Below are 15,760 nucleotides of genomic sequence, written 5' to 3'. Positions count from 1 at the left end.
CTCCTTCCGCTTACTCCTCGACACCGACCCGCGCCGGGCGCAGCACCCGGTCGCGGAACTTGTAGCCCACTGCGAAGACCACGCTGACCTGCGGCACCTCGAGGTCCGCCCCCTCACTGTGGGTCATGGCCTCGTGGACCGTGGGGTCGAACGGGTCACCGACCGCACCGAAGGACACCAGCCCCAGTTTGGACGTGACCGCTTCGAGTTGGTCGCCGACACTCTTCAACGCGCCGGAGTACTCGTCGTGCTCCCGGGCGCGGCCCAGGTCGTCGAGTAGCGGCAGCAGTTCGCTGACCACGGCCGCCGCCGCGAGATCGCCCACCAGTTCCCGATCGCGATCGACGCGCTTGCGGTAGTTCGCGTATTCCGCGCTCACCCGTTGCAGGTCGGCCGTGAGTTCGGCGACCCGGGCGTCCTTGCTGAGTGCACCGACCGGTTCGTCGGACGGCGGGGCCGGGGCCGCCTGCTCGGCGACCCCTTCCCGCACCTGGCCGGTCAGCGGGTCGATGACCCGCTTGTCGGTGACCCGGATGCCCTCCTCGGCACCCGGGTCGCGCTCGGACTCGCTCACTTCTGCTCGTCCTCGTCGATGATCTCGCCCTCGACGACGTCCTCGTCACCGCTCGGCTGCTCACCAGCGGGCTGCTCGGAACCGCCCGCGGAGGCCTGCTGCTGGTACAGCGCCGCGCCAAGGGCCTGGCTGGCGGTGGCGACCTTCTCCACCGCGGTCTTGATCGCGGACACGTCGGTGCCCTCCAGCGCCTTCTTCAGCTCGGCCAGCGGCTCCTCGACGTTGGACTTCGCCTCGGCGGGCACCTTGTCGCCGTTGTCGGCGAGGAACTTCTCGGTCTGGTAGACCAGCTGTTCGGCGCCGTTGCGGGTCTCCGCCTCCTCCTTGCGCTGGCGGTCCTCCTCAGCGTGCGACTCGGCCTCGGCCATCATCCGGTCGATGTCCTCCTTCGGCAGCGCGCTGCCGCCGGTGATGGTCATCGACTGCTCCTTGTTGGTGCCCAGATCCTTGGCGGTCACGTGCACGATGCCGTTGGCGTCGATGTCGAAGGTGACCTCGATCTGCGGCACCCCACGCGGCGCCGGGGGAAGGCCGGTCAGCTCGAACGTGCCGAGCTTCTTGTTGTACGCGGCCATCTCGCGCTCGCCCTGGTACACCTGGATGAGCACGGACGGCTGGTTGTCTTCAGCGGTGGAGAAGACTTCGGAACGCTTCGTCGGGATGGCGGTGTTGCGCTCGATCAGCTTGGTCATGATGCCGCCCTTGGTCTCGATGCCCAGGCTCAGCGGGGTCACGTCGAGCAGCAGCACGTCCTTGACCTCGCCCTTGAGGACACCGGCCTGCAGCGCGGCACCGACGGCCACGACCTCGTCGGGGTTGACGCCCTTGTTGGGCTCCTTGCCCGCGAGGTCCTTCACCAGGTCCACGACGGCCGGCATGCGGGTGGAACCACCCACGAGCACCACGTGGTCGATCGCGGAGGCGTTCACCCCCGCATCGGACAGAACCTGCTGGAACGGCTTGCGACAACGCTCCAGCAGATCGTGCGACAACTTCTGGAACTGCGCGCGGGTGATCGTCTCGTCCATGAACAGCGGGTTCTTCTCGGCGTCCACGGTGATGTACGGCAGGTTCACCGAGGTCTGCTGCGAACTCGACAGCTCGATCTTGGCCTTCTCCGCAGCCTCCCGGATGCGCTGCATGGCCATCTTGTCCTTCGTCAGGTCGATGCCGTGCGCGTGCTTGAACTGGTCCACGAGGTGCTCGACCAGGGCGTTGTCCCAGTCGTCACCGCCGAGGTGGTTGTCACCGTTGGTGGCCTTGACCTCGACCACACCGTCGGCGATCTCCAGCAGCGAGACGTCGAACGTGCCGCCACCGAGGTCGAAGACCAGGATGGTCTCCTCCTTCTCGACCTTCTCCAGGCCGTAGGCCAGGGCGGCCGCCGTGGGCTCGTTGATGATGCGCTGGACGTTCAGCCCCGCGATCTTGCCGGCATCCTTGGTGGCCTGGCGCTGGGCATCGTCGAAGTACGCGGGGACGGTGATGACCGCATCGGTCACAGGCTCGCCCAGGTAGGACTCGGCGTCGCGCTTGAGCTTCTGCAGCACCCGTGCGCTGATCTCCTGCGGCGTGTACTTCTTGGCGTCGATGTCGACGGCCCAGGTCGTGCCCATGTGCCGCTTCACCGAGCGGATGGTGCGGTCAGAGTTGGTGACAGCCTGCCGCTTGGCGACCTCACCGACGAGCACCTCACCGTTCTTGGCGAACGCGACGATGGACGGGGTGGTCCGGGCGCCTTCCGCGTTGGCGATCACGGTGGGCTCGCCACCTTCGAGGACCGACACGCATGAGTTGGTCGTCCCGAGGTCGATGCCTACTGCTCGTGACATGAATCTCCTCCAGTTCGGGGTTTGTGGATCTGGAACCAGTCTGGGGGCGATCGGGAGGTTTGTCAACAACTATGAGCGCGGACGGCTCAAGGTTGTTGCTACCCCCTGGGAGGGCACATGGTTCGCCTCTCGCATCTAGGATTCGGTCTGTGGTGTTCCGTGCCGTCGGCGATTCCCGCCCGTACCCCGACCATGGCTTGACGCTCACCCAGTGGGCCAGCCTCCCGCCCCAGCAGGTGCGCCTCGAGGACCTTGTCACCACCAAGTCCCAGCTCGACCTGCACAGCCTGCTCAGCGAGGACAGCACCTTCTTCGGCGACCTGTTCGCGCACGTGGTGCGCTGGGAGGGGGACCTCTACCTCGAGGACGGTCTGCACCGGGCCGTGCGGGCAGCCCTTCAGCAACGGCCCGTGATGCACGCGCGGGTGTTGGACCTCGACGCCCGGTCCTGAACGCCCACACCACAACTGGGCGCGGCGCCCCTTGCCACGCCCAGTTGTGGCGCCGTTGGACCCGACAATCCGGAACGAACCGGACAAACCGCCGCCACAACTGGGCGGATTACTCACCTCGCGACCGGATCCCGCCCACTTGTGGTGGCCACGTATCCTTGACCACGGTGGCGTGTCCGAGCGGCCAAAGGAGCACGCCTCGAAAGCGTGTGTGGGGGCAACTCCACCGTGGGTTCGAATCCCACCGCCACCGCGTAGCGACTGAACGGCATCCGGGCTTGCTCGGGTGCCGTTCGTCGTTACGCAGTGCGTGGATTCGGGGAGGAGGCCCCCCAGGGCCGACGGAGTCCCACCGCCACCGCCACCGCCCTGGCCGACGAGTACTGCGGGTCACCGGCCGCCCATGGAGTTGACACCGTGGGTGGCGCAGCGCAGCGTGGGAATGGACCGAGTGCACGAGGGGTGTGGTCACAATGGAGGAGCACGTGGACGTTCACATGCGCGACAGTGACGCCTTCTCGTGGTACATGGAGCAGGACCCCCTGCTGCGCTCGACGGTGGTCGTGGTTCTGATCCTCGACGGGGCACCGGATTGGGATCGGCTGTCCGAACGCCTCGAGTTCGCCACGCGGGTGTCTCCCGGGTTCCGGCACAAGGTGGTTCTCACGCCGCTGCGCCTGGCAACTCCCCGTTGGGTGGTCGACCCCGACTTCGACCTGTCGTGGCACGTACGCCGGTTCGAGGCAGCCGCCCCCAAGACGCTCGAGACCGTTCTGGAGTTCGCCCGCAAGACCGGGATGGCCGGTCTGGATCGTGACCGGCCACTGTGGGAGTACACGTTCATCGAAGGGCTCGAGGGCGGCCAGAGCGCGGTCGTCATGAAGCTCCACCATTCTCTGACCGACGGCGTCGGTGGCATGGATCTCGCGCGATTCCTCTTCGATGCGCATCCCGAGGGCGAGGACCTCGGGCCGATGCCCGACGCGCCACCCGGGGAGAACTTGGGCACCGTGGACCTCATCCGCGACGCGCTGGCGTACAACTGGTCCAGGCTGTTCGACTTCTCCAAGCAGCGCCTCACTTCGGCGAACCGGGACGTGACACACGCATTACGGCACCCCCGCGAGGCCGTCAGCGAGGCTGCGGCGACCAGCCAGTCGATCGCGCGCTTCCTGCAACCCGTCTCCGACACGCTGTCGCCGCTCATGACCGAACGGCACCTGGGCTGGCACTACGACGTGCTGCAGTTCCCCTTGGACGACATCCTGGCGGCCGCCCACGCCGCCGGCGCGAAGCACAACGACGCGTTCCTCTCCAGCGTTACCGCGGGCCTGCGGATCTATCACGAACGGCACGGTGAACAGGTCGACGAACTTCGGGTGACGATGCCCATCAGCATCCGGAAGGCGGACGACCCGATCGGCGGCAACCGCATCACCCTCATGCGGTTCAAGGTCCCGGCGGGCATCACAGACCCGGGTGAGCGGATGCGCGAGACCCACGAGCGCTGCGAGCCGGTGAAGAGCGACCGATCGCTGCCCTTCACGAATGCTTTGGCGGGCACTCTCAACCTGCTGCCCCGCGGCTATGTGGGCGGCATGCTCAAGCACATTGACTTCCTCGCGAGCAACGTGCCCGGGATCCCCGTGCCCTTCTACCTCACGGGCACGAAGGTCAGCGGCTTCTACGGATTCGGCCCGACGATCGGGTCGGCGCTGAACATCACCCTCATGTCCTACTGCGGCACGTGCTTCGTGGGCGTCAACATCGACAGCGGCGCCATCCCCGACCCGGACGTGCTCATGGACTGCATGCGGGAAGGCTTCGAGGAAGTGCTGGCCGTCGGAGGCAGTTCCGGGCATGTGGTGTTGCCGAACCGGGTCGAATGAGCGGGTTCTGGGCCGTCGGCGCGCGCGCCTGCTCGACCCGGGAGCGACACGGTCATCCGGGAACGAAAGACACCGGTTGCATCGCTCCCGGATGTACGAACCTCTCCCGCCTACAGCCCAGCGCACCGACTCAATCGCGGTACTTGCACTTCACGACTGCCGGGGCCGGCGCCGGCGAACGCAGGAACGTCCGGCCCCAGAACCACGAAGCGTTGAGGCCCGCGAACTGCGCGTTCTGAACGCTGAACGGCTGATACAGGTCACCAACAAGGGAACTCGGCGGCGGACTGCCGTACGGCGGGAACAGTCTGGCCGGACTCTTCCCCGCCTCCCACCAGGCGTACCAGGCCAGGCCCTCGTTCGGCTCCACGCCGGTCACCGCCGGCGCCATCTGATTGAGGTGGGAAACCTCCGGTGCGGCGTCCTCCCAGGGCAGGCGCGGGTTGATCGAAGGCTGACAATCGGCGATGGTCTGCCCCGTGCCCGGGGGCGGTGTGAGGGCGTAGGCGTCGTACGCGACGGGCATCAGTGCGGAGTACATGTTCTGCACCGCGCCGTTGACGAGCCCCGAGGACAAGGCATCTGCGGTCGATGAGTCGATCGTCCACGCCGTGTCGATCTGCGTGGCCGCAGCGCTCAGCCGCCCCCAGTCCTGGACGATGAACTGCCCGAGCAGACCGACCCCTTCCATGGTGCTCGTGAGTTGGGCGAGGATGTCGCCGGTGAACACCGGTCCCGCGTCGGCCACCGCCTGATACGGATCGCCCGACGGCAGGTTCGCCAAGTCGTTCGCGCTGGCCGCGCCCACGGCGAGAGCACCCGCGACCGTGGCGATGACAGCCCAGTCCTCGACGTCCACGATCGAGGCAGCCCACATGAGATCGGTGACGAGGGACAGGATCGTCGTGGTCGCCGGGTCGTCAGGCGGTGCCACCGCACTGTCTACTGCGTTCAGTGCCTGACCGAGGCCGCCGACGGTCGCACCCTGTACGTCGGTGTAGATCGCCTGGATCCCACCGCCGGTTCCGAGCATCCCCCACACGTCGTCGACCATCCGGAACTCGGTGGCCAACTGCTTGCGGACTCCGGCGAACTGACTGCGGGTGGCGTTCAGTTGCTTGCACCCGTTGGGCGAGGCGCAGGGGTACGTGGCCAGTTGCGTCACCAGTCCCGTCCACTGCGTCTGGTAGTCGAGGTCGTCGTATGCCGAGCGCACGTCGCACGGACTGACCTCGCACCCGATCCCCAACTTCTTGGACAGGTACGCCAGCGACGCCTGCTGTCCCACCGAGGCGCTCTGCGGCCACGCCACAGCGGGCTGCACCGCGATCGATGACAGGCTGCCTGCGAAATCCGCATTACCCGTCGGGTCGGCCGCCATCGGCGCATAACCGCCACCCTGCGGCGCCCGGAACAACTGCCCCGTGAGACTGCCGTCGCCGGCGATGGTCGTGCTGGCCTCGGCAGGGAACGAGTACGGCTGGGTCGGACCGACGAAGGAGTAGCTGTCGCTGGGTCCGAGGCCCATGAACACGGTCGGCGAACCTCCCAGCGCCTGCAGCGCGCCGGTCACTTGCGCGAAACCGTCAGCGTTGGCCTGCGAGCCTGACTGGCTCAGGTCGGGCAGAGTGCCCACGCTGCGGATCACGACCACCTGTCCGGCGGCAGTTGCGGCCTGCAGTGTCTGACCCATCTGCTGCACTTGGTCCGGCATGTTGAACAACGACGACGAACCCGCCAGGGTGATGGGATCGGCGACGACCACCTGGAAGCCGTCCCCGGTGGGCACCGGCCACGACTGCGTTCCCAGGGTGATCGCCTGCCCACCGGTATCGAAGGCGGCGTAGTCGCCGGTGCTGAACGTCCAGTTGTCGTTCACGTCCGGGGTGAACACGCCGTCGAGTGCTGCGGGCATGCTCCACGCCGTGCCGTTGGTGTACGGATCGGGGATGCCCACGAGATGGAACGGCTGGGTCGGGTCGATCGACGAGTCCGGATCCGATGGGTCCGGCAGTTGGAACCCGAGAAACTGCACAGCGTCCACGAGCGACGACAGATCTGCGGTGCCGGAGGTGAAGGTACCGCCGGGCAGGCTGGCCAGCACGTACAAGTAGTCCGACGCGTTGCCCTGGATCGAGGCGTTCGCCAGGTATCGCGCCAGGTCCGACATCTGCCCCGCCGGGTAGGCGAGGTTGTCCGACAGCGCCAGCGTGGCCCGTTCGAGGACAAGTAACTGCATGCCGGGACCGTTGGCAGGCGTGGGGTAGAACCGGGGGCCGACCGCGATCCCGGGCACGATCTGTCCGGAGGTGTTCTCCCCGACCGTCATGGTCACCGGCTGCACGGAGGCCGAAGGTGACACCGAGACGGTGACGGTGTCCATGCTCGCCGCGCCACCGGCGCGGGCGGTGTTGGACAGCACGTAGGTGCCGGGAGTCGTGGCAGAGAAGGTGGGACGGGCCGAGGTGCGCCCTGTGAGTCGCGCAGCTGCCTTCTTTCGCGGCGTCCTGGCGATCCGCCAGGCGTACTTCACCGCGGCCGCGGCGGGGGTCTTCACCGACTGCCGTCCGTCCAGGCGGACTGCGTGCCGGGTATCGGTGCGGCGGTCCGGGCCGGCATCAGCCAGCGGACGGCTCGAGCCCACCCGGACCGCCAGTGTCCGTTCCTGCAGGCGACCCTTCGCGGTGAGGGCACGCACCCGCAGGGTGTTGCGTCCGAAGCGAAGACCCGCACTCGGCCCGAGTCGTGCCTGCCGGGTGCCGTCGGGTCGCACCGTGAAGCGCGCGGTCACCGGCCGACCGTTCAGCCAGGCGGTCATGGTGGCCTTCGGTGTCACCCGCACGCGCACCGCCAGTGGGCCGGACGTGTGGGAACTGGACACTCGGACCAATCCGGTCGTGGTGCGGGCGTACGTGAAACGGCTGGATGCGAATGTCTGGCGGCCGCCCCGCACGAACCGGGCCAGCACGCCGTTTCGGCCCACCTTCATCGGACCCTTGGCTGTCAGCCTGACCGTGGCCGTTCGCCCACGCACCTTCAGCCGGTCGGTGACGTCGGCGCCATTGATGCGCACGGCGGCCACCCGGGCACCTTGCCGCATGTGCAATCGGACCGTGACCGGGCCATCGGATTTCCGGCGCAGGGCCTGGTCGACCGGGGCCTTGATGCTGCCCAAGCGCTTCTTGGCCGCCGGGAGCACCTTGCTGCCTGCCTTGTCCGGCCGAGCGGGCAGCGGCGCCGCCGGCACCGGGGCCAGCGGCAGCAGGAGTCCGGCTGTCAGCGCGACGAGAGCGGTCCGCCCCGATCTGGACACCATGGGCAGAGGGTAGTGGCGATCCACCGGCGCGCCAACCAGCCATTCGGCCTCAGGCGACGGGGGCCTTCAACGACTCCGCGTACGGGTAACACATGCGTGCACCGTGCACGAATCGTGTGGTGCCCGAGCCGAGGCTGCCACCGCAGGCGCACAACTTCAAGGACCCCCGCGACCAGCGCACCAGCGCGACGAAGAAAACGGTGCACGTCGTGGCGTACAGGGCCAGGAACAGCAGGAATCCGAGCATCGCCGCACTCCTTTCGAGGACTCCAGCGTCCGCCACATCGCTGAAGTCCGCAACCGGTATCAGTCGAACGAACGAGCGGTGACGGAGATCCCCAGCGCGACCAGGATCAGCACCGCGAAGCCCACCTGCAATGAGGAGAACTCGCCGATCAGGCCCACCAGTGGCGCGCCGATGACGAAACCTATGTAGTTGCCGACGTTGACCCGCGCCACAGCGATCCCGGTGTTCCCCGGGTCGTGGTGGGACGCGGCCACGAAGGCCAGCGGGAGGACCGGGCTGATGCCCAGGCCGACAACCGAGAAGCCGGCGATAGCGATCAGCGGGGTGGGCGCCAGGGCCACCACCAGCAGTCCGGCCGCGGCCACCAGCCCGCCCGCCGTGATGAGCCACTGGGCGCCTCGGCGGCCCACGATGCGGTCGGCGAAGACGCGCCCGATCAGCATGAAGAGGGCGTACCCGGCATAGGCCAGAGCGGCCACCGACTCCGTGGCCCCGAGCACATCGGTGAGGTCAAGCGCCGACCAGTTGGACACCGACGAGTCGATGATGAACGCGCCCACGACGGCAACCCCGAAGATGAGCAGCGGTCGCCAGGGCACCGCGGCGGATGCAGCCAGCGGATCGGGAACCGCCTCGTCGGCGGCCTCGTTGCGCACGAATCGCGTCGATGCGAACAGGCCCACCGGGAACAGGAGGGTGGCGACCACCCCGAAGAACACCAGTAGCGACACGGACGTGGCGGCTGCAACGGAGGCCGCCAGCGCGCCGAGGATCGTGGCAAGGCTCCACCAGGCGTAGAACGAGGCCATCACGCTTCGCCCGAGGGCGGCCTGGACCCCGATCCCCTGCATGTTCATGGTGGCGTCCACCGAGCCCAGTCCGAAGCCCATCAGCGCCAGCGCGAACAGCAACCCCGGGAACGAACCCGCCGTGGTCGAGGCGCCGACCGTGACGAGCCCGCCGGCCACGATCAGCGCGCAGACCCGCAGGACAGCGGCGCTGTGGTAGCGCACGGCGAGCAGACCGGCCACCACGCTGCCCACCCCGGCGACGATCGGCACGGCCGCCAGAATCATCGCCAACCCGCCCTCGGAGAACCCGAAACGGTCCTGGATGGCCGGGATGCGAGTGATCAGCGTCGCGAACGCGAAGCCCTGGCAGAAGAAGGCGGTGCTGACAGCCAATCGCTGGACGTTCACCGGCGCTCCCGGAAGAAGCCAGACAGCACCGCGGAACACTCCTGCTCGCGCACACCGCCCACCACCTCGACGGTGTGGTTGAGCCGCGGGTCGCGCACCACGTCCCAGAGGCCACCGACCGCGCCCGCTTGGTTGTCGAAGGCGCCGAAGACCAGGCGGTCGACACGGGCCAGGACGGTCGCTCCCGCGCACATCGTGCAGGGTTCGAGGGTCACGGCCAGCGTGCACCCGGTCAGCCGCCAGTCACCGAGCGCCGCTCCCGCCTCGCGCAGCGCGAGGATCTCCGCGTGGGCTGTGGGATCGCTGTGCGCCTCTCGCCGGTTGACCCCGCGGCCGATGACCTGGTCGTCAGGGCCGATCACCACAGCCGCGATCGGCATCTCCAGCCCGGGGTTGGTAGCCATCTCCAGGGCCAGGCCCACAGCGGCGGCGGGAGTCACGAACTCACGATGCCGAAGAGGCGATCACCGGCGTCCCCGAGGCCCGGCACGATGAAGCCCTGCTCGTTGAGCCGCTCGTCCACGGCAGCGGTCACCAGCGTCACGTGCATCCCGGAGGTTTCCTTGTCGAGGCGCTCGATGCCTTCCGGGGCCGCCAGCAGCGTCACGATCGTGATGTCAGTGGCGCCCCTGTCCCAGACGACGTGCAGTGCGTCGGAAAGGCTGCCGCCGGTGGCCAGCATCGGGTCGACGATGTAGACCTGCCGCCCGGTCATGTCCGCCGGCATGCGGTCGGCGTAGATCGTGGCCTGCAGCGTCTTCTCGTCGCGGATCATCCCGAGGAAACCGACTTCGGCGCTCGGGAGCAGGCGCACCATCCCTTCGAGCATCCCGAGACCGGCCCGCAGGATCGGGATGAGGATCGGCGGCGGCGTGGCCAGCGCGACACCCGTGGTCGTGGTCATCGGCGTGTTCACTTCGATCGGCACGACCCGGATCCCGCGGGTGGCCTCGTAGGCCAGCAGCGTGACCAGTTCCTCCGCCAGCCGCCGGAACGTGGGGCTGTCCGTGGCCCCGTCGCGCAGCATGGTGATCTTCTGGGCGATGAGGGGGTGATCGGCAACGATCGTATGCATGGACGCATCGTGGCACATGCCGGGGCGCCCACCGTGGTGAACGAGCGGACCGCGGCGTTCGACGAGAGGCCTTCAGCCCGCCCCGACGACGTTTCACGAGCCCCCCGATGAATCGGCCTAGGTGAACTCCGCGAACCCGCACACCCGCGCCGATCCCCCACGCGCTACCGTCAGAAATGGTCGGCGACCACAGGGAGGGCGAGTCGTGCGTATCGGTGTCCCCAAAGAATCCAAACCCGGCGAGCGCAGAGTTGCTGCAACGCCGAAGACTGTAGAGCAGCTACACAAGCTCGGATACACAGTCGCCATCGAGACGGGGGCCGGCGCCGGGGCGTCGTTCGACGATGAGGTGTACCGCGCAGCGGGCGCCGAGGTGGTCGACGACCCGTGGGACGCCGACATCATCATGAAGGTCAATGCGCCCAACCCCGATGAGGTGCGCCGCCTGCGGGAGGGCCAGATCCTCATCGGTGTGCTCTCCCCGGCGCTCGATCCCGACCTCGTCCAGGCCCTGTCCGCCCAGGGCGTCACTGCGCTCGCGATGGACGCGGTGCCCCGCATCTCCCGGGCCCAGTCGCTGGACGTGCTGTCCTCCATGGCGAACATCGGTGGTTACCGGGCCGTGATCGAGGCCGCCAACGAGTTCGGCTCGTTCTTCACCGGGCAGGTCACCGCCGCGGGCAAGGTGCCACCGGCGAAGGTGCTCGTCGTCGGCGCCGGCGTCGCGGGCCTGGCCGCGATCGGCACGGCCAACAGCCTCGGCGCGGTCGTGCGTGCCTTCGACGCCCGCTCCGAGGTCGGGGAGCAGGTGGAGTCCATGGGTGCGGAGTTCCTGCGCATCGACGTGGAGGACACCGGCCCGAGCGCGACCGGATACGCCAAGGAGATGGGCGAGGACTTCAACCGCAAGGCCGCCGAACTCTACGCCGAGCAGGCCAAGGACGTGGACATCGTCATCACCACGGCCCTGATCCCCGGCAAGCCGGCGCCGCGCCTGTTCACCGAGGAGATGGTGGCCACGATGAAGCCCGGCAGCGTCGTGGTCGACATGGCGGCGGCCAACGGCGGCAACGTCGCCGGTTCGGTGGCCGACGAACGCGTCGTCACCGACAACGGGGTCACGATCCTCGGTTACACCGATCTCCCCGGCCGCTTGCCGACGCAGGCCTCCCAGTTGTTCGGCACGAACCTCGTCAACTTGCTCAAGCTCACCACCCCGGGCAAGGACGGGGAGTTCGTGCTCGACCTCGACGACGTGGTGCAGCGCGGCATGACCGTCACACAGCGCGGGGACGTGCTCTGGCCGCCGCCACCTGTGCAGGTCTCCGCGGCACCGGCACCGGCTGCCACCACCGCACCCGAACCCGCACCGCCGAAGAAGAAGATGAGTGATACCGCCCGGCTCGGCTGGATCGGCGGGGCGGCGGCGGTGTTCCTGCTGCTGTCCTCGGTGTCGCCGGAGCCGTTCCTTGGTCACTTCATGGTGTTCGCGCTGGCCGTGGTCATCGGGTTCTACGTGATCGGCAACGTCCACCACGCATTGCACACCCCGCTGATGTCGGTGACCAACGCGATCAGCGGCATCATCCTCGTGGGCGCTCTGCTGCAGATAGGCCACAGCGACCTGTGGGTCTCCGTACTGGCCTTCATCGCGATCCTCGTGGCGAGCATCAACGTGTTCGGTGGCTTCACCGTCACCGCCCGAATGCTCGAGATGTTCAAGCGTGAGGACACAGTCTGATGACGCTGACACTCGTTCAGGGCTCCTACATCGTCGCCGCCCTGCTGTTCATCCTCGCGCTGGCCGGCCTGAGCAAGCACGAGTCAGCCCGCATGGGCAACCGCTACGGCATCATCGGCATGGCCATCGCGCTGGTGGTGACGATCATCGCCGCCACGTGGGGGGTGCAGGGCGTCGGCGAGGCCAACGACCGCGCCGGTAGCGGACTGACGGGCCTGGGCCTGATCGCCGCGGCCATGGCCATCGGTGCGGTGATCGGCATCTGGCGGGCCCGCCGCGTCGAGATGACCGGCATGCCCGAACTCATCGCGATGCTGCACAGCTTCGTGGGTCTGGCTGCCGTACTCGTCGGCTGGAACTCCTCCTACGAGGAGAACGTGCCGTACGCCGGCATCCACGACGCCGAGGTGTTCATCGGCGTTTTCATCGGCGCGGTGACCCTTACCGGTTCCGTCGTGGCGTTCCTCAAGCTCTCCGCCCGGATCAACTCCGCGCCGAAGATGCTGCCCGCCCACAACGCTGTGAACCTCGGGATCATCATCCTGTTCTTCGGGATGACCGCCGCGTACATCATGGTTCCGCGCGACGACATGGTGTTGCGGCAGGGACTGCTGGGCGCCATGACGATCCTGGCCCTGTTCCTCGGCTGGCACCTCGTCTCGTCCATCGGCGGCGGGGACATGCCGGTGGTCGTGTCGATGCTGAACAGCTACTCCGGATGGGCCGCGGCCGCCGCCGGCTTCCTGCTGAACAACGACCTGCTGATCATCACCGGGGCCCTGGTGGGATCCTCCGGTGCGTACCTGTCCTACATCATGTGCCGTGCAATGAACCGCTCGTTCATCTCGGTGATCGCCGGTGGTTTCGGCGTGGAGACCGGCACGGTGGCCTCCGATGTGGACTACGGCGAACACCGCGAGATCACGGCCGAGGGCGCCGCCGAAATGCTCAGCGAGGCGCACTCGGTGATCATCACGCCGGGCTACGGCATGGCGGTGGCACAGGCGCAGTACCCCGTGGCCGAACTGACCAGCCAGTTGCGCAAGAAGGGCGTGGACGTGCGCTTCGGCATCCACCCTGTCGCCGGGCGCCTGCCCGGGCACATGAACGTACTGCTGGCCGAGGCAAAGGTGCCCTACGACATCGTTCTGGAGATGGACGAGATCAACGAGGACTTCCCCGCCACCGATGTGGTGCTGGTGATCGGCGCCAACGACACGGTGAACCCGGCAGCCATCGACGAGCCGAACAGCCCCATCGCCGGCATGCCGGTGCTGGCAGTGTGGCAGGCGCAGAACGTCATCGGCTTCAAGCGCTCCATGAACACTGGCTACGCCGGTGTGCAGAACCCGCTGTTCTTCAAGGAGAACACCCAGATGCTGTTCGGCGACGCCAAGGACCGGGTCGAGGACATCATCAAGGCCCTGTAGCCCGGGCCCACACCACAACTGGGCGCGACAGGCGGCATTCGGGCCACTTTCGCCCACTTGTAGGCCGGAATAGTCCCGAATGCCCGGTATACACCCGTCGATCGGGACCACAAGTGGGCGACCAGGGGCGGATTCGCCCACTTGTGGCGAGCAGGGAGCGGCGAACTACCCCACCGACGCCAAGGACCGGGTCGAGGACACCATCAAGGCCCTGTAGCCCGGACCCACACCACAACTGGGCGCGACAGGCGGCATTCCGGCCAGTTTCGCCCACTTGTGGGCCGGAATAGTCCCGAATGCCCGGTATACACCCGTCGATCGGGACCACAAGTGGGCGACCAGGGGGCGGATTCGCCCACTTGTGGCGAGCAGGGAGCGGCGAACTACCCCACCAGCCCGATCAGCGGCGCCAACAACACCTTGATGATCATGGCCACCGGGTACACCAGCGCATAACCAAGGCTCACCCGCGGGTCGGACTTGGTGCGGTCATTGGCGAACGCCAGAACCGCGGGCTGGGTCTGCGCGCCACCGATACTTCCAGCGAGCACCGGCCCGCTGAGCCCGCCGATGCGCGGGCCGAGGAAGCGCAAACTCACCGCCGCGGTGGTGGTGACGACCAGCCCGACAAGGAAGAGCGGCAGCCCTTGTCCGGTCTGTAGCGCCGAGACCAACTTGGACCCCGAGGTCGAACCGGCGTAGGCGAGGAACGCGAGCATGCCGTACTCGCCCAATGCGTTCGCCGTAGGGAACGGGACGGACCACAGAATGGGGCCCGTGCGCTGCAAGCGGCCGAGCACGAGACCTGCGACCAGTGCCCCCCCAGCGATACCCAAGGACAACTTCGCGCCGCCCGGCAGCGGGACCGCGATCAGTCCGATGAGCAGCCCGATGACGATGCCCAGCATGAATCCGACGGGGTTCAGGGCACTGGCCTTGTGCTCGCTGTCGCCGAAGAAGCGGGACACATCACCCATGCGGGTCTTCGGAGCGGTGATCCGGACCCGATCCCCCACGTGGATGACGAAGTCGTCGGTGGCCAGGAAGTCGATGTCTCCGCGCCGCACCCGGGTGGCCGTGGCCCCGAAACGGTCCGGCAGTTCAAGGTCCTTCAGGGGGCGGCCGGCGACGTCGGCGCTGGACACCGCTATCCGCCGGAAGTCCAGGTCGCGCCGGTCCAATTCCAGGTGCAGCGTGGAGACGTGCCCGAGGCGGGCGGCGAATTCGTCCACCAGATCCTGCGGACCGATCACGGAGACGATGTCGCCCGGGATCGGCGCGAAGTCGTCGGTTGCGATGCTCACCACGCGGTTGTGCCGCACACGGGAGAACCGGATCCGGTTGTCGTACTCGGTCATGAGAGCCCGCAGCGTGGGCAGGCCCAACGCCTCGACCCGGACACTGGCCAGAGTCAGTTCCGGCTCCGGCTCCGGGACGGCGGAAGCCTTGGGCTCGGTCTTCCCGCGCAGGGCCGAAGCAGCCGCTAGGAGCATTCCGATCACACCGAACACATACGTCACCGAGTAGCCAACGGTTGGTTCCGGCGAGTTCAGTTGTTCTGTGGCGGCAGCCAGCGCCGGTGTGTTGGTCAAGGCGCCCGTGAACGCACCGGCGGTCAGCGCCGGGGACAACCCCGCCAGCATGCCCACGCCGATGGCGACGCCGGCTGCGACCAGCAACGTCACCGCCACCAGCAGGACCGCCCGGCCCCCGGTACGCAGGGTGTCGAAGAACGTCGGGCCGCTGTTGACCCCGACGCAGTACGCGAACAGCACCAAGCCGATCTGACCGACGATCTCAGGCAGCGCCAGTCGTTCGTCGACCGCGGAGATCGCCAGCGCACTGAACAGCACGGCGGCCGGCCCGATCAGCACGCCACGCACGCGCACCTGCCCAAGAGCCGCACCGATGGCGATGTAGAGGAAGTAGAGCAGGACTGTGTGCTCCACGAGCAACTCCACGATCACGGGCGCGACATTACTCCGCGGGTTCACACCTGCGCCTT

The 15,760-nt window shown here is 67.8% G+C and carries 12 protein-coding genes and 1 tRNA gene; 5 read left to right on the top strand and 8 right to left on the bottom strand.

Annotation, left to right across the window (positions count from 1 at the left end):
• Window positions 1-10: 10 nt before the first annotated feature.
• Together grpE and dnaK are read right to left on the bottom strand one after the other, a co-directional pair.
• Entirely contained in the window at window positions 11-574 is a 564-nt protein-coding gene (gene grpE, locus IPG68_12760; GenBank protein ID MBK6764081.1) for a nucleotide exchange factor GrpE, read from the bottom strand.
• Window positions 571-2,406: a molecular chaperone DnaK gene (gene dnaK, locus IPG68_12755; GenBank protein MBK6764080.1), complete on the bottom strand. Its 1,836-nt coding sequence runs from the start codon at window positions 2,404-2,406 to the stop codon at window positions 571-573. Before dnaK ends, grpE begins: the two co-directional genes overlap by 4 nt.
• 149 nt (window positions 2,407-2,555) lie before the next feature.
• Between dnaK and IPG68_12750 the strand changes: the two genes are divergently transcribed.
• From IPG68_12750 to IPG68_12740, 3 genes are all read left to right on the top strand, one after another.
• Window positions 2,556-2,858: a type II toxin-antitoxin system VapB family antitoxin gene (locus tag IPG68_12750; protein ID MBK6764079.1), complete on the top strand. Its 303-nt coding sequence runs from the start codon at window positions 2,556-2,558 to the stop codon at window positions 2,856-2,858.
• A 166-nt stretch (window positions 2,859-3,024) separates the two neighbouring features.
• Window positions 3,025-3,111: transfer RNA gene (locus tag IPG68_12745), tRNA-Ser, on the top strand.
• A 232-nt stretch (window positions 3,112-3,343) separates the two neighbouring features.
• Window positions 3,344-4,747, top strand: a complete 1,404-nt coding sequence (locus IPG68_12740) for a DUF1298 domain-containing protein (GenBank protein ID MBK6764078.1) — start codon at window positions 3,344-3,346, stop codon at window positions 4,745-4,747.
• A gap of 130 nt (window positions 4,748-4,877) precedes the next feature.
• Here IPG68_12740 and IPG68_12735 read toward each other — a convergent pair whose 3' ends face one another.
• Genes IPG68_12735 through upp form a run of 5 tightly spaced genes read right to left on the bottom strand, consistent with a single transcriptional unit; the run spans window position 4,878 to window position 10,584 of the window.
• Window positions 4,878-8,063, bottom strand: coding sequence for a hypothetical protein (locus IPG68_12735; protein MBK6764077.1), 3,186 nt, complete (start codon window positions 8,061-8,063; stop codon window positions 4,878-4,880).
• 49 nt (window positions 8,064-8,112) lie between these two features.
• Window positions 8,113-8,310, bottom strand: coding sequence for a hypothetical protein (locus IPG68_12730; GenBank protein MBK6764076.1), 198 nt, complete (start codon window positions 8,308-8,310; stop codon window positions 8,113-8,115).
• A gap of 59 nt (window positions 8,311-8,369) precedes the next feature.
• A complete protein-coding gene (locus IPG68_12725) occupies window positions 8,370-9,509 on the bottom strand; it encodes an MFS transporter (protein MBK6764075.1) in 1,140 nt (379 codons plus the stop codon).
• Window positions 9,506-9,913, bottom strand: coding sequence for a nucleoside deaminase (locus IPG68_12720; protein MBK6764074.1), 408 nt, complete (start codon window positions 9,911-9,913; stop codon window positions 9,506-9,508). Before IPG68_12720 ends, IPG68_12725 begins: the two co-directional genes overlap by 4 nt.
• Before the next feature lie 32 nt (window positions 9,914-9,945).
• Window positions 9,946-10,584, bottom strand: a complete 639-nt coding sequence (upp, locus tag IPG68_12715; GenBank protein MBK6764073.1) for a uracil phosphoribosyltransferase — start codon at window positions 10,582-10,584, stop codon at window positions 9,946-9,948.
• Window positions 10,585-10,789: 205 nt separating this feature from the next.
• Between upp and IPG68_12710 the strand changes: the two genes are divergently transcribed.
• Both IPG68_12710 and pntB read left to right on the top strand, forming a co-directional pair.
• The gene (locus tag IPG68_12710) at window positions 10,790-12,325 is read left to right on the top strand and encodes a Re/Si-specific NAD(P)(+) transhydrogenase subunit alpha (protein MBK6764072.1); all 1,536 of its coding nucleotides are present in this window, start codon (window positions 10,790-10,792) and stop codon (window positions 12,323-12,325) included.
• The gene (pntB, locus tag IPG68_12705) at window positions 12,325-13,755 is read left to right on the top strand and encodes a Re/Si-specific NAD(P)(+) transhydrogenase subunit beta (GenBank protein MBK6764071.1); all 1,431 of its coding nucleotides are present in this window, start codon (window positions 12,325-12,327) and stop codon (window positions 13,753-13,755) included. Before IPG68_12710 ends, pntB begins: the two co-directional genes overlap by 1 nt.
• A gap of 383 nt (window positions 13,756-14,138) precedes the next feature.
• Here the strand turns inward: pntB and IPG68_12700 are convergent, their stop codons facing one another.
• Window positions 14,139-15,722 carry a transporter gene (locus IPG68_12700; GenBank protein ID MBK6764070.1) on the bottom strand — a complete coding sequence of 528 codons (1,584 nt, stop codon included), beginning with the start codon at window positions 15,720-15,722 and terminating at the stop codon, window positions 14,139-14,141.
• Window positions 15,723-15,760: the final 38 nt, after the last annotated feature.

This window comes from Micrococcales bacterium (assembly GCA_016703125.1).
GTDB lineage: Bacteria > Actinomycetota > Actinomycetes > S36-B12 > UBA10799 > JADKAV01.
The sequence above is the reverse complement of the archived record's forward strand: the minus strand, read 5'-3'. Positions and strand labels throughout refer to the sequence as shown.

What these genes read in the sequence shown, in the direction of transcription:
- dnaK (MBK6764080.1), bottom strand. Translation starts at nt 2,406, where the DNA reads ATGTCACGAGCAGTAGGCATCGACCTCGGGACGACCAACTCATGCGTG.
- IPG68_12735 (MBK6764077.1), bottom strand. Translation starts at nt 8,063, where the DNA reads ATGGTGTCCAGATCGGGGCGGACCGCTCTCGTCGCGCTGACAGCCGGA.
- IPG68_12730 (MBK6764076.1), bottom strand. Translation starts at nt 8,310, where the DNA reads ATGCTCGGATTCCTGCTGTTCCTGGCCCTGTACGCCACGACGTGCACC.
- IPG68_12720 (MBK6764074.1), bottom strand. Translation starts at nt 9,913, where the DNA reads ATGGCTACCAACCCCGGGCTGGAGATGCCGATCGCGGCTGTGGTGATC.
- upp (MBK6764073.1), bottom strand. Translation starts at nt 10,584, where the DNA reads ATGCATACGATCGTTGCCGATCACCCCCTCATCGCCCAGAAGATCACC.
- pntB (MBK6764071.1), top strand. Translation starts at nt 12,325, where the DNA reads ATGACGCTGACACTCGTTCAGGGCTCCTACATCGTCGCCGCCCTGCTG.